The 17,830-nt window shown below is 61.6% G+C and carries 18 protein-coding genes; 11 read left to right on the forward strand and 7 right to left on the reverse strand.

The genetic code is table 11. From position 1 onward, the window contains the following. Positions 1–21: 21 nt before the first annotated feature. On the reverse strand, positions 22–261 hold the full coding sequence (locus tag L8V01_RS03205; RefSeq protein WP_269945700.1) for a hypothetical protein: 240 nt from the start codon (positions 259–261) through the stop codon (positions 22–24). Continuing rightward, positions 254–469, reverse strand: coding sequence for a hypothetical protein (locus tag L8V01_RS03210; protein ID WP_239194141.1), 216 nt, complete (start codon positions 467–469; stop codon positions 254–256). The genes L8V01_RS03205 and L8V01_RS03210 overlap by 8 nt, the downstream gene beginning before the upstream one ends. A gap of 38 nt (positions 470–507) precedes the next feature. Here L8V01_RS03210 and L8V01_RS03215 point away from each other — a divergent pair, with 38 nt between their 5' ends. Then, the gene (locus L8V01_RS03215) at positions 508–1,806 is read left to right on the forward strand and encodes a carboxylesterase family protein (RefSeq protein ID WP_269945701.1); all 1,299 of its coding nucleotides are present in this window, start codon (positions 508–510) and stop codon (positions 1,804–1,806) included. 16 nt (positions 1,807–1,822) lie between these two features. On the opposite strand, the gene idi is transcribed toward L8V01_RS03215, so the two are convergent. Then, entirely contained in the window at positions 1,823–2,359 is a 537-nt protein-coding gene (gene idi / locus L8V01_RS03220) for an isopentenyl-diphosphate Delta-isomerase (RefSeq protein ID WP_269945702.1), read from the reverse strand. Then, on the reverse strand, positions 2,356–2,904 hold the full coding sequence (locus L8V01_RS03225) for a hypothetical protein (protein WP_204611230.1): 549 nt from the start codon (positions 2,902–2,904) through the stop codon (positions 2,356–2,358). The genes idi and L8V01_RS03225 overlap by 4 nt, the downstream gene beginning before the upstream one ends. Positions 2,905–3,089: 185 nt before the next feature. On the opposite strand from L8V01_RS03225, the gene L8V01_RS03230 reads away from it, so the two are divergent. From L8V01_RS03230 to L8V01_RS03245, 4 genes are all read left to right on the forward strand, one after another. Beyond that, positions 3,090–5,006: an ABC transporter ATP-binding protein gene (locus tag L8V01_RS03230; RefSeq protein ID WP_269945703.1), complete on the forward strand. Its 1,917-nt coding sequence runs from the start codon at positions 3,090–3,092 to the stop codon at positions 5,004–5,006. Positions 5,007–5,070: 64 nt separating this feature from the next. Beyond that, the gene (locus L8V01_RS03235) at positions 5,071–6,201 is read left to right on the forward strand and encodes a MalY/PatB family protein (protein WP_269945704.1); all 1,131 of its coding nucleotides are present in this window, start codon (positions 5,071–5,073) and stop codon (positions 6,199–6,201) included. Between the two features lie 201 nt (positions 6,202–6,402). Next, positions 6,403–7,803, forward strand: coding sequence for a branched-chain amino acid transport system II carrier protein (gene brnQ / locus L8V01_RS03240; RefSeq protein ID WP_269945705.1), 1,401 nt, complete (start codon positions 6,403–6,405; stop codon positions 7,801–7,803). 188 nt (positions 7,804–7,991) lie between these two features. Next, positions 7,992–9,011, forward strand: a complete 1,020-nt coding sequence (locus tag L8V01_RS03245; protein ID WP_269945706.1) for an LLM class flavin-dependent oxidoreductase — start codon at positions 7,992–7,994, stop codon at positions 9,009–9,011. Here L8V01_RS03245 and L8V01_RS03250 read toward each other — a convergent pair. Then, positions 9,008–9,544 (reverse strand): hypothetical protein, encoded by a 537-nt coding sequence (locus L8V01_RS03250; RefSeq protein WP_269945707.1) that lies wholly within the window; start codon positions 9,542–9,544, stop codon positions 9,008–9,010. The genes L8V01_RS03245 and L8V01_RS03250 overlap by 4 nt on opposite strands. 197 nt (positions 9,545–9,741) lie before the next feature. Between L8V01_RS03250 and L8V01_RS03255 the strand changes: the two genes are divergently transcribed. The 6 genes from L8V01_RS03255 to L8V01_RS03280 all read left to right on the forward strand — a co-directional run bounded on the left by L8V01_RS03255 (position 9,742) and on the right by L8V01_RS03280 (position 17,113). After that, positions 9,742–10,506 (forward strand): GntR family transcriptional regulator, encoded by a 765-nt coding sequence (locus tag L8V01_RS03255; RefSeq protein ID WP_269945708.1) that lies wholly within the window; start codon positions 9,742–9,744, stop codon positions 10,504–10,506. Between the two features lie 39 nt (positions 10,507–10,545). Continuing rightward, positions 10,546–12,117, forward strand: coding sequence for an ABC transporter substrate-binding protein (locus tag L8V01_RS03260; RefSeq protein ID WP_269945709.1), 1,572 nt, complete (start codon positions 10,546–10,548; stop codon positions 12,115–12,117). Further along, entirely contained in the window at positions 12,114–13,082 is a 969-nt protein-coding gene (locus tag L8V01_RS03265) for an ABC transporter permease (protein ID WP_269945710.1), read from the forward strand. The genes L8V01_RS03260 and L8V01_RS03265 overlap by 4 nt, the downstream gene beginning before the upstream one ends. Beyond that, positions 13,082–13,903 carry an ABC transporter permease gene (locus tag L8V01_RS03270; RefSeq protein ID WP_269945711.1) on the forward strand — a complete coding sequence of 274 codons (822 nt, stop codon included), beginning with the start codon at positions 13,082–13,084 and terminating at the stop codon, positions 13,901–13,903. Before L8V01_RS03265 ends, L8V01_RS03270 begins: the two co-directional genes overlap by 1 nt. Then, a complete protein-coding gene (locus tag L8V01_RS03275) occupies positions 13,900–15,354 on the forward strand; it encodes an ATP-binding cassette domain-containing protein (RefSeq protein WP_269945712.1) in 1,455 nt (484 codons plus the stop codon). Before L8V01_RS03270 ends, L8V01_RS03275 begins: the two co-directional genes overlap by 4 nt. A 67-nt stretch (positions 15,355–15,421) precedes the next feature. Beyond that, a complete protein-coding gene (locus L8V01_RS03280; RefSeq protein WP_269945713.1) occupies positions 15,422–17,113 on the forward strand; it encodes an FUSC family protein in 1,692 nt (563 codons plus the stop codon). On the opposite strand, the gene thpR is transcribed toward L8V01_RS03280, so the two are convergent. Beyond that, positions 17,110–17,652: an RNA 2',3'-cyclic phosphodiesterase gene (gene thpR / locus L8V01_RS03285; RefSeq protein WP_269945714.1), complete on the reverse strand. Its 543-nt coding sequence runs from the start codon at positions 17,650–17,652 to the stop codon at positions 17,110–17,112. The genes L8V01_RS03280 and thpR overlap by 4 nt on opposite strands. Positions 17,653–17,655: 3 nt before the next feature. Continuing rightward, entirely contained in the window at positions 17,656–17,778 is a 123-nt protein-coding gene (locus tag L8V01_RS03290) for a hypothetical protein (protein WP_269945715.1), read from the reverse strand. Positions 17,779–17,830: the final 52 nt, after the last annotated feature.

Raw genomic sequence — 17,830 nt, forward strand, 5'->3', positions numbered from 1 at the left:
CGGCTCCATCGGCGGGGTCTTTTAAGTCCACAGGCCGATGAGCGCGACAATGATGATGAGGGCGATCATTGTCCACAGCGTGAGCGAGACGCGGGACTTGGGCAGGGCACGCTTGCGCTTTATCGGCTGCGCGCCCGGCGTATCTGTTGCGGCGGAAGACTGGGCGACGCGCTTGGACTCGGGGTCCCAAAGGCCCTCGCGCGGGTTGGCGCGCAGCTCGGCGCGTTCCTGCTGGGCGCGCTCGTTGTTTTCCTCAGCCATGGTGGTCTACCTTAGTGCGGCGGTTGCGCTGCTGAGAAATCACGCCTGCGGCGCGGTTGGCCACGCGGTCGACTGCCCACATGAGGCACCAGGCGATGACCACCATGAGCGGCACGGCAATGGCCACCACGATGATCATTTGAATCCATACGGGCGCCTGCACCAAAAACTGCGAGAGCGTGCTGCCCAAGCTCGTCAACCACTCCATGGCACCTCATCCTACTTGCTCGCGGTAATCTGGCAGACATGTCGAGCGCCCAGATACCCGTTACCGTTGCCACCGCCTCCGGCCGAATTACCGGCGTGCGCCGAGATGGCCTGCACTATTTCCACTCGGTGCGCTATAGCACCATACCCAGCCCCTTCTCCCCCGCCAAGCCACAAGAGGGCACCTGTGACCAGGATGCCCGCGAGCCGCATCCAGAAGACATTGCGCTGTCTATTACCGCGCCTGCCGACGCCGCCGAATGCCCCGTCGTGGTCTATATCCATGGCGGGCGCTACGAGCACGGAACGCACGAAGACCCGCGTCTGACGGGTACGACAAATGCGCGCCACGGCGTTATTCAAGTGCAGGTGGGCTACCGCGTGGGTTTGGCTGGCTTCGCGCGCTTTGATGGCGATGAGGCGGACCGCTACCGCGGCATCGATGACTGCCTGCTGGCTTTGGAGTGGTTGCAGGACAATATCGAGGCCTTTGGCGGGGATAAGACCAATATCACTTTGGTGGGCCAGTCCGCCGGTGCGGCGATGAGCCTGTGGCTGGCGCGCCGCGATCACTTCCGGGGCGGTTTCCGCCGCGTATTGGCCCTCTCGCCGGCGTTCCCGCGCGACCGCTTTGAGCACCGCGTGGCGGATCTGCGCAAGTGCCTTGGTGTGCCGATAACGCGCCAGGCTCTGGAGAAATTGGAGCTAGAGTCGCCAGCCAAGGGGTATGCCAAGTTCCGCAAGAAATACCGCTTCGACGTTGCTTTAGGTCCTGCCCCATTGCAGGCCGAGGAGCTGGCGGATATTCCCATCGTGGTGACCTCTACCCGCGATGAGTTCTACGATATGCCCGCCGCGCAGCGCATAGACAAGATGGCGCTGGCCGGTTTTATTACCAGCTACCTTTCGCCCAAATTTGGCATATCGCACGAGCGCTTCAAGCAGTGGCGGCAGCTTGCGCACTACGTGGATCCGCAGCGACCCATGGGCCGTCTCATCGGGGATGCCGCCGTGCGCCGGTGGGCCGCCCAGGTGGCTGCGCATGCCCCAGGCCCGACGTGGATGATGGAGTTTACGCGCACCGATTCCCCCGCGGTGCATTGTGCGGAATTGGGCCCTCTTTTTGGCGATAGCGGAAACGAGGCCGGCGAGGAAACCCCTGCCAGTGAGCTCAATGAGTGGCTGCGTCACTTTGCCACCACCGGCAAGCCCGGATTCCCCAGCTACGGCGATGACCATAACGTGCTGGAATTTGACCTGGATACGGGCGAGCGCCGCCTAGCCTATGCCACCTTGGATTATGTGGCCGCAGCCTTCTATGACGAAGATGACCTATAAGACTGGCGCGCCGAAATTACAGCGCGGCGCGCAATTTGTCGTCCGCTAGCTCGTCAATCATCCACGGGCTAAAGACTCCGGGCATGGCATCAGCCGCGGCGAAAAGCTGCGCCGGCTCGACCCATTGGTAGGAATCCACCTCGTTTGGGTTGGGTTCCCAGGCGGCGTCGGCAGAAAGCTCCACCTTGTACACGGGGCAGATTTCATTTTCTACCGTGCCCGAGGAATCCACGGCGCGATAAGAAAAGTCCGGCAGGATAAGCTGCGGGGTAGACAGGTCTTCAGGCGCAATACCCAGTTCAAAGGTGGCGCGGCGCAGCACCGCATCGGCGGTTTCCTCGCCGGGGGCGGGGTGGCCGCAGAAGGCATTGGTCCACACCCCGGGCCAGGTGAGCTTGCTCAGCGCGCGGCGGGTTACCAGCACCTTGCCGCCGCAGGTTAGCCAGGCGGAGAAAGCAAAATGCAGCGGAGTATCGGTGGAATGAACTTCGGCCTTGGGAGCGGTGCCGATGGGTTCACCCGCGGCAGAGGCCAAGACTACAAGTTCCGTCATAGATTAAGGTCTCCTACCCAGGTCACGTTGCCAATGTGCAAGCGGGCATTCCACAGGTTGCCAGGCGTGACATCAAAGCGGTACTGCAGGTTTACCGAGGCGCCCGCACCCAACGGGTGATCGAGCCCCGGTGGCTCCACGTCTGGGGCAGACTCCTTGTCATAGGGCAAGGAGTTGATCTTGGCCCAGCCGCCGTTGCCGTCGGCGCGCTCGAGGGTGGGATCTTCAAAGGCGTCGACCGGCAAGGGAACGTCGTTTTCATTCTTCAACAGGATGGTCACTACGGAGCCGCCGGAGTTATTATCGGAATACACTCCTTGCAGCTCCCAGCTCACGCCAAGGCCCTTATCCTCAACGGGTTCGGCCAGGTTAGAGGTGACCTCTTTATCGTCGGTGTCCTTGGCCTCGTACGGAGCCTCTTCGGAACTGGAGACGGTGATATTGTCCCCGAGCCCTGTTTCTTCCGGCTGGAGAACGCTACATCCGGTCAGGGTCACGGCGAGAACGCTGACCACGCCCGCGCCGAGTGTGTGAGAAATTTTCACCGTGGATGGATCCTTTGCACGCGAAGATTGTTGTATTTCTGCACAAGTACCTTAGCCTACTCCTTCCGGAACTTAGGCATTTACGCTCGTTAACGCCGCATGTGGCATACTGGGCAGTCGCTTAAATCTCTCCTATTTCCTAAATTCGCGCACTACCCGCCGTTTTGAATTGAGTGTGGTCTTTTATGAATTCCATTTTGCGCATCACCCGCAGCGCCTCTGCCCTATGGCCCTTTTATCTAGGCGTGCTCTTGTCCGCCACGGTCACCGCGGTTCTTGCGCTGATCTCGCCCTTTTTGACGCGCCAGGCTACCGATACCATCGTGGAAGCCCTGCAGACGGATGCCCCAGTGGGCGATGCCCTGCGGACCGTGTTGTTATTGGCTTTGGCGCTCTTTTTGGCCGATGCCGCCAATGCCCTCTTCCGCAATATCGGCGGCTACGTGGGCGACGTAATGGTCTCGCGCCTGCGCGAGATTTTGTCCACGCGCTACTTTGCCAAACTGCTCGCCCTTCCGCAAGGCTATTACGATAACCAGGTCACCGGCACGATCATCGCCCGGCTGGATCGCTCGATTGCCAATATCACGCAGTTCGTGCAGTCCTTTGCCAATAACTTCTTCACAATGATCATCCAGACCATCGCGGTGCTGGCCATTACCGCGTGGTATTACTGGCCGCTGGCCATCTTGCTGGCGCTGCTCTTTCCCGTATATATGTGGCTCACGGCGCTCACCTCGAAACGCTGGCAGAAGTTTGAAGACGTCAAGAATGAGAATATCGACATCGCCAATGGCCGCTTTGCGGAGGTCATCGGCCAAGTCAAGGTGGCCAAGTCCTTTGTGAGCGAGACCCGCGAGCTTTTCCACTTTGCCACGCGCTACCGCACCGTAGTGGATACCACCAAGCCGCAATCGCGCTGGTGGCACATGATGGATACCTTCCGCGGCCTCGCCATGGCCATCATCTTCTTAGGCATCTACGGCGTGGTTTTCTGGCGCACGCTCGAGGGGCACTTCTCTTTGGGCGATATGGTCATGCTGCTGCAGATGGTGGCCATGGCCAAGCAACCGGTATTCATGATGAGCTGGATTGTCGATGCCGCCCAACGCGCCATCGCCGGTTCCAAGGACTACTTCAAGGTGATGGAGGAAACGGTAGAGCCCACCGCCCCGCGCGAGCTGGTGGCTGCCACCACGGGGTCCCACACCCCACAGCTCGATCTCACCCCGGTGAGCCCGCTGGAGCCCACGCCCGGCGCGCCGGTATTCTCCTTTGACCACGTCTCCTTTGCCTACGAAGAAGGCAAGCCCGTAGTGGAGGATATTTCCTTCGCTGCCGCTGAGGGCCACAAGGTAGCGCTCGTGGGCGAGTCCGGCGGCGGCAAGTCGACCTTGGTGAACCTGCTGTTGGGCCTGTACCACCCCTCGGCTGGACACCTTGATGTGCTGGGGCACCGGGTAGACGATCTCACCGCCTCGCGCCTGCGCGCCTCGGTGGGCGTGGTCTTCCAAGAGTCCTATCTCTTCTCCGGCACCATTCGCGAGAACATCGCTTATGGCAAGCCGGGTGCCACGGAGGAAGAAATCGTGGACGTCGCCAAGCGCGCCAATGCCCATGAGTTCATCCAGGCCTTCCCGGAGGGCTATGACACTGTCATTGGTGAACGCGGCCTCAAGCTTTCCGGCGGGCAAAAGCAGCGCGTCTCCGTCGCGCGCGCCATGCTCAAAGACGCCCCCATCTTGGTGCTGGATGAGGCCACCTCGGCGCTAGATACCAAGTCCGAACGCGCCGTGCAGGCCGGCCTAGATGAGCTGATGAAGGACCGCACCACGCTGATTATTGCCCACCGCCTGTCCACTATTGCGGACGTGGATACCATCATCACCTTGGATCGCGGGCGCATCGATGAAATGGGATCGCCGGCCGAGCTAGCCCAATCCGGCGGTATTTATGCCGAGCTGCTCAAACTCACCCAATCCACCTCGGCTGCGGACCGCCGCCGTTTGAAGAAATATGGCTTTGTCTCCGGCCCTGCTTCCGAAGCCGAGGATGCAGAAGAGGCAGACGGCTCCGCGTCCGCAACGGCCCAGGGAGAATAGCCAGATGAATAAAAGCGCATAAAAGCGCTGGGGTGGCCGCGGGCTTCGCGTTATGGTTGTGCCCATGGAGTTTCCTAGCCTAGAAGAGTTGCAAGCCCGCAGAACCCGCAAGTGGACCGTCTTCGAAGAAGACGTGTTGCCACTGTGGATTGCGGAGTCCGATTTCCCCACTGCGCCCGCCATTAAGAAGGCGCTGGAGGATATGGTGGACAAGGAAACCTTCGGCTATACCCCAGCGCCCAAGGCCTCGGGGCTGCGGGAGGCAGTGGCCGATTTTTATGACAAGCGCTACGGCTGGCGCCCCAACTCGGACCATATTTTCTGGATCGGCGATGTAGTGCGCGGCCTACTGCTCGGAGTGGAGTACTTCACCCGCGAGGACTCCCCCGTCATCGTGCCAGTGCCTTCCTACCCACCGCTGCTGGAGCTGCCGCGTACCGCAGGGCGCGAGAAGATCGAAACTAGCCTAGAGCTCGACGATATTGAGCGCGCCTTCAAGGAAGGCGCTGGCTCCATCCTGCTAGCCAACCCCTATAACCCACTCGGCCGCGTCTTGGATGAGGAGTTCCTCACCGGCCTGGTTGAACTGGCGGAGAAGTATGACGCGCGCATCTTGGCCGATGAAATCCATGCCCCGTTGGTCTATGAGGGGCGGCATATTCCGGTGGCGTCGCTTAGCGCGGCGGCCGCGGAGCGCACCATTACGGTCACCGCTACCTCTAAGGCGTTTAATACTGCCGGCCTGAAATGCGCGCAGATGATCTTTTCCAATTCGGCCGATGCCCAGAAGTGGAATGGCCTGACCGGCGTGGCCAAGGACGGCACGGGCACCTTGGGCGTATTGGCTGCAGAGACCGCCTACCGCGAGTGTGGCAGCTTCCTCGATGAAGAGGTGGCCTACCTGCGCGAGACCCGCGATTGGTTGGTGGAAGAACTGCCAAAGCGCATTCCTGGGCTGAAGACCAGCAAGCCGGACGCCACGTACCTGTTGTGGTTGGACTTTGCCGATACCACCATTGGCGGCAACCCGCAACCGGCAAAGTGGCTGCGGGAAAACGCGAAGGTCGCGCTCAATGAGGGCGATACCTTTGGCACCGGTGGCCCAGGTCATGCGCGGTTAAACTTCTCCACTTCGCGCGAGATCTTGGAAGAGGCGCTTGACCGCATGGAGCGCGCCTTCGCCGCGCTCGACTAAGCCAAACCGGCAGGGGGACGGCATGTATCCTGCGTCACCCCACGCTTTGATTTCTCACCATGTGGGCGGTAATGTCTCATTACACGAACAGGCGTGACCCGCCACCTCGGACCGCGAGGATGCACCCGCCCCGCCACCATCCCTCGGCGGAATGGGAGCCCCATCGCATACTAGCTGTACATGGAAAATTAAGGAGCCACAATGGCTACCCCAGTTGCGTCAAGCACCTCTAAGCCCGGCGCCACCATCGTGATCGCGTCGCTGATGCTATTTTCGATGTTCTTCGGCGCCGGCAACCTCATCTTCCCGCCCATGGTGGGCGTATCGGCCGGCACCAATTTTTGGCCCGCCGTCCTCGGCTTCCTCGCCGCCGGCGTGCTCCTTCCGGTCCTAGCCATTGTTGCCGTCGCCATTTCTGGCCGCTCCGTGCGCGATCTAAGTTCCAACGGCGGCGCATACTTCGGCTTGGTCTTTTCCGTGATGGCCTACCTGGCCATTGGCGCTTTCTACGCCCTGCCGCGCACCGGCGCCGTTTCCATGGAAACCGCCATCACCCCGCTGCTGGGCTGGGAAGGCACCATGGCCAACGGCATCTTTAATATCGTCTTCTTCCTTATCGCGCTGTTTTTGGCGTGGCGCCCCAACACCATCATCGATACCCTGGGTAAATTCCTCACCCCAGCGCTGGTAGGCCTGCTGATTATCCTTATCGCCTTGGCCTCCATCAGCAATGGGCGCGATCCTCAGGTCCCCACCGAGGATTATGCTTCCTCCCCCATGGTCACCGGCCTCTTCGAGGGCTATAACACGATGGACGCGATTGCGGGCCTGGCCTTTTCTATCGTGATTGTCGGCTCTTTGCGTTCCAAGGGCTTTAAAACCAAAAAGTCCTTGGTGAACGGCACCATCACCGCCGCGCTCGTTGCCGGTGCCCTGCTAGCCGCCATCTACCTGGGCCTGGCTTGGGTAGGCCAAACTATCCCTAATGGCCAGTCCTATGAGTCGGGAGCGCCCCTGCTTGCCGACGCCGCAAATCTCACCATGGGCACCGTCGGCCAGGCCGTCTTTTCTGCCATCGTCATCCTGGCGTGCATGACCACCGCGGTGGGACTTATCACCTCCACCTCGGCCTTCTTCGAAATGCTGATGCCCAAGGTGAAGTACCACGTCTGGGCCTGCCTATTTACCGCACTGTCCATCCTCTTTGCATTCCAAGGCTTGGATACAGTGCTCTCCATTGCGGTTCCGTTCATTACCTTCCTGTACCCGCCGGCCATCTCCCTGATCGCCCTCACGCTGATCCAGCCGGTGGTTAAGAAATCCGTGATCTTCTACTGGACCTACCGCTTGGCACTGTGGATTTCTGTGCTGTGGTCGGCGCTATCTGTCATCGCCGCCCAAGGCTGGGGTACCGAGGCCCTCGATCCCCTCTTGAGCTTGGCGCCCGGCCAATCCGTGGACCTGGGCTGGATCGTTCCTACCGCCATCGCCGCGGTCATCGGCCTAGTCATCGATATCGCCACCAAGGCCGGCGAGAAGCACGCCGCTGCCAACCCGCCTGCGGAAGAATCCGCCGAAGCCGACGCCCTAACCGAGGCCTAGGCCTACTTTCCGCCTGCGCATCCCCCCTCCTTCTCCCCCGCTGCACTAAGGCGCCGAGACGGAGGGGATTTTTGTGCCGTCCCCTCTCTTGAGCCGCTGCCCTTTCCGCCCTGCTCGGAATAGCGTGGAAACGCGTAGCGTTGAAATGAAAGAACTTAAAGAGCATCAAACGAAGGAAGGCCCTCCCCGTGACCGAACGCGCGCATCTTTCCGTCTTGGACTTCTGCACCATCTATGAGGGCGAGACCCCGGCCCAGTCCATTGCCCGCTCCGTGCAATTGGCCCAGGAGGCAGAAAAGCTGGGATATTCCCGCATGTGGTACACCGAGCACCACAATATGAAGTCCATTATGTCCTCATCCCCGGCCGTGCTCATCGCCCATATCGGCGCGAAGACGGAACGCATCCGTTTAGGCTCTGGTGGCGTGATGCTGCCAAATCACTCCCCGTATGTCATCGCCGAACAATTCGGCACCTTGGAAGAGATGTACCTCGATCGCATCGATCTGGGCGTGGGCCGCGCACCCGGCACGGATATGAATACCCTGGGCCGCGCTCTGCGCCGCGATGCCCACTCCGCTGAGCGCTTCCCTGAAGACGTCAAGGAACTTAACTCCTACCTCGAAGGCAAGTCTTATATTCCGGGGGTTAGCGCCATTCCTGGTGCCAATACCAATGTGCCAATCTATATCTTGGGCTCGTCCATGTTTGGTGCTTCGCTAGCCGCAAAGCTCGGTCTGCCGTATGCCTTTGCTTCCCACTTCGCGCCGCAGCATCTGGAGCAGGCTACCACGTACTACCGCGAGCACTTCCAGCCTTCTGAGCGCTTTAGCAAGCCCTATGTCATCGCCGGTGTCAACGTCACCGCCGCCGAAACCACCCAGGAGGCACAGGAAGAATACGAGCGGGTGTGCTTCAACCGCGTCAAGGCTTTTGCCGGCCGCGGCAAGCACCTCACCGATGAGCAAGTCGAGCAAATCATCGGTTCGTACCAAGGCCAGCAGATCCTCGATATGTTGAAGTACTCTGCGGTCGGCACCGCCGATGAGGTGGCAGATTACCTCGATACTTTCCAAAAGCATGCCCAAGCCGATGAGCTCATGGTCTCACTGCAATCCAACTCGCATGAGGAAGTAATCAAGAATATGCAGCTACTGGCACAAGGCTGGCAGCTCGATCCCGCACGCGTGGCTGGTACCCCGAGCTAATCCTCGGCACGCACTCGTCCAAGGCGGTCCATGGGTACCTCGGGAAACCTTTCGCGCAGCGCCTCTTCCAGCTCCTGCGGGCTCAGATGTGCCCGCTCAGGCAGCCGCGCCGAATATTTTTCGGCTTCGGCCAAGGTAGAAACGCGCGCCCCGCGCGGGAGCAGCGCGATGAAATCCTGGTCCGGTTCTAGCGAATAGAACTGCACACGCTCTAGCTCAGCGGCAGGAAACCTAATCCGCTGGCGGGGCAGGTAAATCTCGCTGCTAATCCGCAGCGTCGGGCGAGCTCGACGCCGCGCTGAAAGCACCAGCGCTAGCATTGCACACAGCGCCCCGCCGAGGGGCATGAGCGCGGCAACGAGGAATACGATATGCAGGCGGCTGCCGGCTGGTTCCTGCAGTGCCGAATAAATAAGCACCCCGCCTATGACAAGCAGCGCGACGGCGATAATAGCGGCCACCACTACCGCCTTGCCTAGGCGCGCGGTTCCACCGGCCTCGCGTAGTTCAATAATCTCGCTGCTATCGTCCACGGAAACTTAGCCTAGCGTGCCATCACCGCGACACCGCGGTGGTAAGCCGGCGCGTGTAGGAGAACATTTCCTCTTCCCGTGCCGTCAAGCCATGCAAAATGCAGCGGTTTTGCATTAGCGCAGCCCGGAAAAATGGAATAGCATTAATGTGTTTCGCTCCGCCGCGAAAAGCATCGGAGAATAAGGATAAAGATTAAATGAGCCCACGCGATAAACAGCAGCATAAGAAAATCGCTGATCACCTGCGGGAACAGATCAGCTCCGGCGTGCTGCAGCCAGGAGATTTCTTGCCCAGCGAGGCCGATTTATGCGAGAAATTCTCCTCCTCCCGCGGCCCGGTGCGCCAAGCGGTTGCGGCTCTTCGCGCCAAAGGGCTTGTTTCCTCCGGCCGCGGGCGGCGCTCGACTGTTCTAGCCTCCACACAGGCGGAGCATTTTGAATCCATTTACTCAATTACCAGTTGGTTGAGCGAATATGACGTCGATCCGCAGCAGCACACCCTGTGGCTGGCGCGCCGCCGTGCGCCCCGGGAAATCACCCGCTTTTTGCGCGTAGACCCAGAACAAAACGTGGTCTTTGTCCACCGAGTGCGCTATACCGAGGACGAGCCTATCGCCGTAGAGCGCATGTATTTTCCCATGGTGGTGGGCAAGCACATCTTGGACTTCGATGCCGATGCGGGCTCCATCCATACGCGTCTGCGTGAATGCGGCGTGGACTTTGATAATGTGCGCCGCGAGCTCACGCTGGAGGAAGCCAGCGCCGAGGATGCCGAGGCTCTCGGCGTGGCCCCAGGCACCCCGCTGTGGCGCCTGCAGATGGAGATTTCCAATCACTCCGGCGAACCGGTGGAGTTGGCGGTTTATCTGTACCGCGCGGACCGCATGAAGCTAGCGATGAATAGCGTGCGCGGGGGCGTCTCACCCCTAGAAGTTATCCCCACGCCGGGAAATCTTGCATAATTTTCACGGCAGGTTTAACTACCGGCTACCCTGCTTTCTATGAGAAGATTTCGCGCCGCTAAGGCGCTTGGCAGCCTCGCCATGGTGGCCGCGGTAGGAGCCGTCTCGGCGTGCTCTGCGGGTCATACCGCGGTGGTTGATACCTCCCAGGCAGATAGTAATTCTGCCCCTTCTTCCCTTACCGTGGCGTCCACCTCGGCTGCCACTTCGCTAGATTTCACCACTACCGGCGGCGCTGCCATCCCCGCCGTCCTCATGGACAATGTCTACGAGACTCTCGTGCGCATTGATAAGGACGGCTCTATCACCCCAGGCCTAGCCACCTCATGGGATATCAGCCCAGACGCCCGCACCTATACCTTCCACCTGCGCAAGGGCGTCACCTTTTCCAATGGCGCTGCCTTCACCGCCGAGACCGCTGCTTTTTCCATCGACTACGTGCGCGAGAAGTGGACCAACGGCATTTCCGCAGCCATGGATCCGGTGGAAAAGGCCACCGCAATCGATGACCACACCTTAAAGGTGCGCCTCAAGCAGCCATCGAATGGCTGGCTATGGTCCATGGGAACGGCCACCGGCGCGATGATGACGCCGAGTGGCATGGATAACCTGGCCGCCCAACCGGTGGGCACTGGCCCCTTTGAGGTCGCCAAATTCGCGCCTTCTGAGTTCGTAGCGCTGCACGTTCGGGACGGATACTGGGGAAAGCCCGCCGCACAGGATGTCACCGTGCGCTATTTCCCGGACACCATCTCTTCGGTCAATGCGCTACAGGCCGGTGGCGTGGACGTGGTTTGGGGAGTGCAGAACCCGGAGCTGCTCGATGATATTAAGGAGGGCATTTCCACCGAGGTAGGCACCACCAACGGGGAGGTGCTGTTGTCGATGAATAATGCCCGCGCTCCCTTTGATGATCCGCGCGTGCGCCAGGCCGTGGCCTATGCCGTGGACCGCAAGGCGGCCAATGACATTTTGTGGAATGGGATGGCGAAGGACACCGGCGGTGCACCCATCCCGCCCACGGATCCGTGGTTTCAAGGCAAGCGCTACTACGACTACGATCCTGAAAAGGCACGCCAGCTGCTCACGGAGGCAGGAGCGGAAGGCGCAGAAATTACGCTGACTACGCCGACGCTGCCCTATGCGCAGACCGTCGCCGAGTTGCTGTACTCGCAGCTTTCTGAGGTCGGTTTTAAGGTAAACCTGGAATCTGCTGAATTCCCGGCCGTGTGGTTGGGCCAGGTCATGGGCGCGAAAGACTATCAGATGTCGCTCATCTCCCACGTGGAGCCGCGCGATGTGCCAACCCTTTTTGGTGATCCGGACTACTACCTCAACTACGATTCCCCGCGCACCCGCGAGCTTTTGGCCCAAGCCGATTCCGCGCCGGAGCAGGACTACCCCAAGCTCATGGCGCAGGCCGTGGACCAGATCATGGCGGATGCCGGCGCGCTGACGCTGATGAATATGCCCAATATCGTGCTCACCCGTTCCGGCGTGCGCGGGCTACACCCAGATCAGGTCACCGATGCGCTGATTTTGCGCGACCTCGCCTCTGCCGACGCCGACTCAAACGCCACCAATAAAAACACCGAAGAGGAGGCCCGATGAGTTCCCTTCGTTCCACGGGGCGGGCCATCGTGCGCCCGCTGCTGCGCTTTGCGCTAACGCTCTTTGCCGCTTCCGTCATCATTTTCGCGCTCATGCGCGCGGTGCCGGGAAACCCGGCGCGGGTAGCATTGGGGGTCAATGCGACCGAAGAGGCCGTCGGAAAGCTGAGCTCCGAGCTAGGCCTAGACCGTCCATTGCTCACGCAGTATTGGGAGTGGATAAGGGGCCTATTTACCGGCGATTTTGGGCAGTCCTTGTCCTCGCAGCAGGATATTACGCCGCTGGTGCTTGACCGCGCCCAAGTCACGCTCATCCTCATTGGCCTAGCCATGCTGCTTGCGCTGGCCGGGGCCATCCCGGTGGGAATGTGGCTGGCGCTGCGCAACCGCACCCGCGGCGCCGATGTGGTTTCGGCCGGCACGCAGCTGGGCATTGCGGTGCCGAGCTTCCTCCTCGGCATCATCTTGGTGGCTATCTTTGCCGTACATTTGGGCTGGCTGCCGGCCAATGGGTGGGTACCGCCGAACCAGGGCGCGGGCGAGTTTATCCGCCACCTCATCTTGCCGGTCATTGCGCTGGCCGTGGTGCAAGGTGCGATGCTGACGCGCTATGTGCGCTCGGCGGTGCTCGATGTTCTGCACCAGGATTTTATCCGCACCGCACGTGCGCTCGGCCAATCGCCGTGGGAGGCGCTCAAGCGCCATGGCCTGCGCAATGCGGCGCTACCGGTGCTAACGGTAGCCGGTGTGCAGCTGACGACGATGGTCGTGGGTGCCGTGGTGATCGAATCCGTCTTTGTCATTCCTGGTATAGGTTCCATGCTGTTGGATGCGGTAGCGGTGCGCGATCTCACCACGGTGCAGACCTTGGTCATGTTGCTCGTCGCCTTCGCCTTGGTGGTTAATGCCTTAACGGATGTGGCCTACCGGTTTATTGATCCGCGCATCACGGCAGGTGAGAAGTAATGAAGCTGCGTTTTTCTGGCTGGCTAGGCGCCTTCCTCGTCGCTGCCACGGTACTGGTGGCGTTGATATCACTGGTGTGGACGCCCTATGACCCGACGCTGGCGCACCCGGATATTCGGCTATCTGGACCTAGCACTGAGCACCTCCTCGGTACGGACCGCTTTGGGCGCGATACCGCCTCCCGCATCATGGCAGGCGCCCAGATTACGGTCTTTGTGGGCCTTATCGCAGTGGGCATAGCCGCGCTGGTAGGGGTACCGATGGGCATCCTCGCCGGGATGCGGCCTCGCACGCTGGCCGATGCCCTAGTAATGCGCGGCGCCGATCTCCTGCTGGCTTTCCCGGCGCTGCTCTTAGCGATTATCGCCGGCGCGGTGTGGGGCCCATCGACACTTACGGCCATGATTGCCATCGGCATCGCAGGCATCCCGTCCTTTGCCCGGGTGGCGCGCTCGGGCACGCTGCAGGTTATCACGCAGGACTTTATTTCCTCCGCGCGCATTTCTGCCGTACCGGGGTGGAAGGTGGCGCTGCGCCACATCGTGCCCAATATCGCCGGCCTACTCATCGTGCAGGCCTCGGTGTATTTCGCCCTCGCCATCCTGGCCGAGGCTGGGCTATCCTACCTTGGCCTAGGCACCGCCCCACCGGCCGCTTCTTGGGGCCGGATGCTGCAAGATTCCCAGTCGCTTCTGGGCACCGCTCCCCTGCAGGCGTTCTGGCCTGGCCTCGCCATTGCCGCGACGGTGCTGGGTTTTAACCTGCTTGGCGACGCCCTCCGTGACCTCCTCGATCCCCGCCTGAAAGGATCCACGCGATGAGCCTGCTCAACGTAGATAACTTGGCGGTCACCACCGCCGCGCCGACCACTGCCTTGCTGGGGCCCATCAACTTCAAGCTAGCCGCGGGCGAGAAACTCGGCATCATTGGTGAATCCGGCTCCGGCAAATCCCTTACGGCCTTGTCCATCATGGGGCTCTTGCCCGATGGGGTGCGCGCGAGTGGCTCGGTCACCGTGGACGGCCACGAGGTGGTGGGTGCGCGCGATGCCCACATCCGCACGCTGCGCGGGAAGACCATGGCCATGGTCTTCCAAGAACCAATGAGCGCGCTGGATCCCCTGATGCGCGTGGGCAAGCAGCTGGCTCACGCCGGGGTACGCGATTGCGCTGCCGCGCTCAAAGAGGTGGATCTTGACGCCGAAATTGCCTCCCGCTTTCCGCATCAGCTCTCCGGCGGCCAGCGCCAGCGCGTACTCGTCGCCATGGCCATGGCTGGGCGTCCCGACCTGCTCATCTGCGATGAACCTACCACCGCGCTGGATGCCACCACGCAAGATGGCGTGCTGCGTGTTATCGAACGAGTGACAAAGGCACATGGCACAGCGCTGATCTTTATCACCCATGATCTGGGTGTGATCCGCCGAATGTGCCCCACCGTGTTGGTCATGCACCAGGGTGCAGTGGTGGAATCAGGCCCCACCGAGCAGGTGCTTGCACAACCGGAGCATGCCTATACCCGTAGGCTCATCGCCGCTTCCCGGCCGCCGGAGCTTGCCCTTGCCCCCGCCGCGGAAGGCGAAGCGCTCGTCTCCCTCCGCGGGGTCGGCAAGGTGCACGGCGAACACGCCGCGCTCGACGGCATCGACCTGCGCGTGAGCCAAGGCGAGCGCCTCGGCATCGTGGGCGGGTCCGGCTCGGGCAAGACCAGCCTGCTCAAACTCATCGCCGGGCTCGAGCGCCCCACCCGCGGCGAAGTCGACGTCCGCGGCCGCGTGCAGATGGTATTCCAAGATCCACAGGGCTCACTCAATCCGCGGCTTAAAGTGTGGAAATCCATCGCGGAGGCCATGCCGGGAAACCCCAGCAGGGCCGATAGGCGCTCCCGTGCCGCCGCCGCGCTCGAGGAGGTCGGTCTGCCGGCCGATAGCCTCGATCGCTTCCCGCACGAGTTTTCCGGCGGCCAGCGCCAGCGGATTTCTATTGCCCGCGCATTGTGCGGCGAGCCGGATATCCTATTAGCCGATGAAGCCGTCTCGGCCCTCGATATGTCCGTGCGCGCGCAGGTATTGGAGCTGCTAGCGGGGGTCATCGACAAGCGTGGGCTCACTTTGCTCTTTGTCACCCACGACCTTGCGGTGGTGCGCCACCTGTGCGATAGCGTCGCCGTCCTCGACCGTGGCCGGCTCTTGGAGCACGGCCCCACCGAGCAGGTCTGGTCTTCACCCAGTTCGGACTACACGCGCCGGCTTATCGCTGCCGCCGAAATGTGAGCAAGGTGCCTTTGGGCGTAAGGTAGTCGGGTCAGATTACTCCACCTAGAAAGGATCCTGCTGCTCCGTGGCCGCCCAGCTTGACTATCCCATCCCGCAGCGCCCCAGCACCACCCAATTGCTCACGGCGTTTAATAGCGCCTCGGTGCGCTGGCCTGGTGCCCTGCGCGCGGGATTGGCGATTCTCATTCCTGGCGCCATCGCCCTGCTCACCGGCCACGACTACGCAATCCTGCTCATTTCCACCGGCGCGTTTACCGTCATCTTTGGCGAGGGACACCCCTATCGCACCCGCCCACGCGTCATGCTCACGGCCGGCACCGCGCTCATTACGGTGGCCGCCGTAGGTGTGTTGGTAGGCCAGCTCATTTTTGTGCCCGGCCATGGCCATTGGTGGCTCCTGCTGGCAGGCCTCTATTCCACGGCATTGGCCGCCATGTGTGGCTTTGCCCAAAATGCCCTGCGCTTGCCGCCGCCTGGCACCTTCTTCCTGGTCATGGTCGGCGGCGGCTCGGTCATGCTCGCCCGCACCGATGTAACCGTAGGACAGCTTCTTTTTTGGGCGCTGACCGGCATGGTGGCCAGCCTGGTGCTCGGCATGGCCCCGGCTTTAATTGATCTCCACGGCCCCGAGCGCCGCGCCGTAGCCAGCCTGGAAAAGGCCGCGTCTGCCTTTCAGGACGGACAGGATGATTCGCTCGCCCGCCACCACCAAGCGCAAACCGCGCTTTTTACTGCTTGGCAGGCGCTTTCCGACGCCCACATTATCCGCGGCGGCCGCGTCATCGACCCCCAAGGCGCGCACTTAGTAGAGCGCACCCTTGCGGCCCAGCACACCATCGTGGCGCATAACCGCGCCCTTGATTTGGGTGCTGATTCGGACCAGCTCACCGACTATGTCACCGACGTCGATCCGAATCGCACCGCCATTCCCCACACCCGCCCCACCGGCCGCTACCGCCTCTACCGCGCCGCGGTGCGGGATTCACATGCCATGGTCACCACCCAAAAAGTGGTCCTTTCGGCGGCCATTACCGTGCTCGTGGGCCTCTCCCTCGGCTTCGACCGGCCGGACTGGGGCGTGGTCTCTGCCTTCCTCATGCTGCAATGGGGACCCGACCACGTACCGGGCACCGTCCGCGGCATCCACCGCATGCTCGGATCCGTCGTCGGCGTGCTGCTATTTTCCATCCTCCACTACTTCGGTATTAATGGCTGGACGTTGCTGCTAGCGCTGGCCGCCTGCCAATTCTGCGCCGAGATCTTTGTGGCCAAAAACTACGCCATCTGCGTTATCTTCTCCACGCCCCTAGCCCTGCTCATGGGCAATTCCGCCACCCGCCCCTTGTGGCCAACCATCCAGGCCCGCTGCGGCGAGATCGTGCTTTCCATCCTCATCGCTACCGCCGTGCTGTGGCTATGGCAGCGCCACGCCCCCGTGCGCAACCAGGCCCGCCTGCAGGTACGCGCGATGGAATCGACCGCCACCCTGCTCGGCCTACTTTTTGTCAATACCCCGGATTCCGTGTTGTCCGCACGCCGCGACCTGCAATACGAGCTGCTTTCCGAGCGCCGCGCCATCCAGTCCCTCGCCGCCGATAGCCCCGAAGCCGTGCGCCAATTCTGGGCTCGCCACATCGCCCTGCAGCACGCCGGATACTTCCTGCTGGACTTTTGCACCACCCACCCGGACCGCACCGCCACCCGCGAGGAGCTCGATGCCCTCGTGCGGGAAATCCGTGCCGCCCGCGCCGCCTAGAACAACGGGTATTCCTCGATTACCTCGTAGCGCGGCCCGCCGCCGCGGCCCTCGCCCAGGTGCGATTGCATGAGGCAAACTCGGTCCGCACGAAAATCCGGGCCCCGATACACCGATAACGCGCGCACGAAATCCGCCAGCGCCCACGGCTCGCGGGTGCGTCGGCCGGCCCGCGCGACGGTCAGGTGGGGGCGATGGTGGTTAAAGGGAACGTCGGCAAGCTGACAGTCCGCCATCAACTCCCGCACGCCGCGCGCCTGCCCGCCGACTCCGACCCACAGCGTGCGTTGCTCAAAGCTCCCCGCCCCGCTCAAGTGCACATCCAACGCCGAGCGACCGGCCACCGCCTGCACTAGGTGCTCGCGCACCGCTGCGGCATCATTGGGCTGCTCGCCATAAAAGGCCATGGTTACATGCCAATTATCCGGGTCCGTCCAGCGCAGCTCGTTAGTTGTTGCCGCATGAATGGGCCGCAGCGTATGCACCAAATGCTCGCGCGCAGCGGCAGAGGGCAGCAACGCAGAAAAGACGCGAATCATGGTTTAGCTAGCATAAACGTTCAAGCGCAGCCCCGCATCCAGAACGTGTTCTTCTTCGCGCTCGAAGGCGGCGAAGGCATGCAAAATATCCGCAACAGCGGTGGAATTATCATCGAATTCAGGCATGCGATTACTTCTTTCAAACCACAAAGGAGGCACAAGAATCACCCTCGATTCT

The organism is Corynebacterium curieae, assembly GCF_027570035.1.
Taxonomy (GTDB): Bacteria; Actinomycetota; Actinomycetes; order Mycobacteriales; family Mycobacteriaceae; genus Corynebacterium; species Corynebacterium curieae.

Coding starts and splice junctions, on each gene's coding strand:
- L8V01_RS03205 (WP_269945700.1), bottom strand. CDS start 261: ATGGCTGAGGAAAACAACGAGCGCGCCCAGCAGGAACGCGCCGAGCTG.
- L8V01_RS03210 (WP_239194141.1), bottom strand. CDS start 469: ATGGAGTGGTTGACGAGCTTGGGCAGCACGCTCTCGCAGTTTTTGGTG.
- L8V01_RS03215 (WP_269945701.1), top strand. CDS start 508: ATGTCGAGCGCCCAGATACCCGTTACCGTTGCCACCGCCTCCGGCCGA.
- idi (WP_269945702.1), bottom strand. CDS start 2,359: ATGACGGAACTTGTAGTCTTGGCCTCTGCCGCGGGTGAACCCATCGGC.
- L8V01_RS03230 (WP_269945703.1), top strand. CDS start 3,090: ATGAATTCCATTTTGCGCATCACCCGCAGCGCCTCTGCCCTATGGCCC.
- L8V01_RS03235 (WP_269945704.1), top strand. CDS start 5,071: ATGGAGTTTCCTAGCCTAGAAGAGTTGCAAGCCCGCAGAACCCGCAAG.
- brnQ (WP_269945705.1), top strand. CDS start 6,403: ATGGCTACCCCAGTTGCGTCAAGCACCTCTAAGCCCGGCGCCACCATC.
- L8V01_RS03255 (WP_269945708.1), top strand. CDS start 9,742: ATGAGCCCACGCGATAAACAGCAGCATAAGAAAATCGCTGATCACCTG.
- L8V01_RS03260 (WP_269945709.1), top strand. CDS start 10,546: ATGAGAAGATTTCGCGCCGCTAAGGCGCTTGGCAGCCTCGCCATGGTG.
- L8V01_RS03265 (WP_269945710.1), top strand. CDS start 12,114: ATGAGTTCCCTTCGTTCCACGGGGCGGGCCATCGTGCGCCCGCTGCTG.
- L8V01_RS03270 (WP_269945711.1), top strand. CDS start 13,082: ATGAAGCTGCGTTTTTCTGGCTGGCTAGGCGCCTTCCTCGTCGCTGCC.
- L8V01_RS03275 (WP_269945712.1), top strand. CDS start 13,900: ATGAGCCTGCTCAACGTAGATAACTTGGCGGTCACCACCGCCGCGCCG.
- thpR (WP_269945714.1), bottom strand. CDS start 17,652: ATGATTCGCGTCTTTTCTGCGTTGCTGCCCTCTGCCGCTGCGCGCGAG.
- L8V01_RS03290 (WP_269945715.1), bottom strand. CDS start 17,778: ATGCCTGAATTCGATGATAATTCCACCGCTGTTGCGGATATTTTGCAT.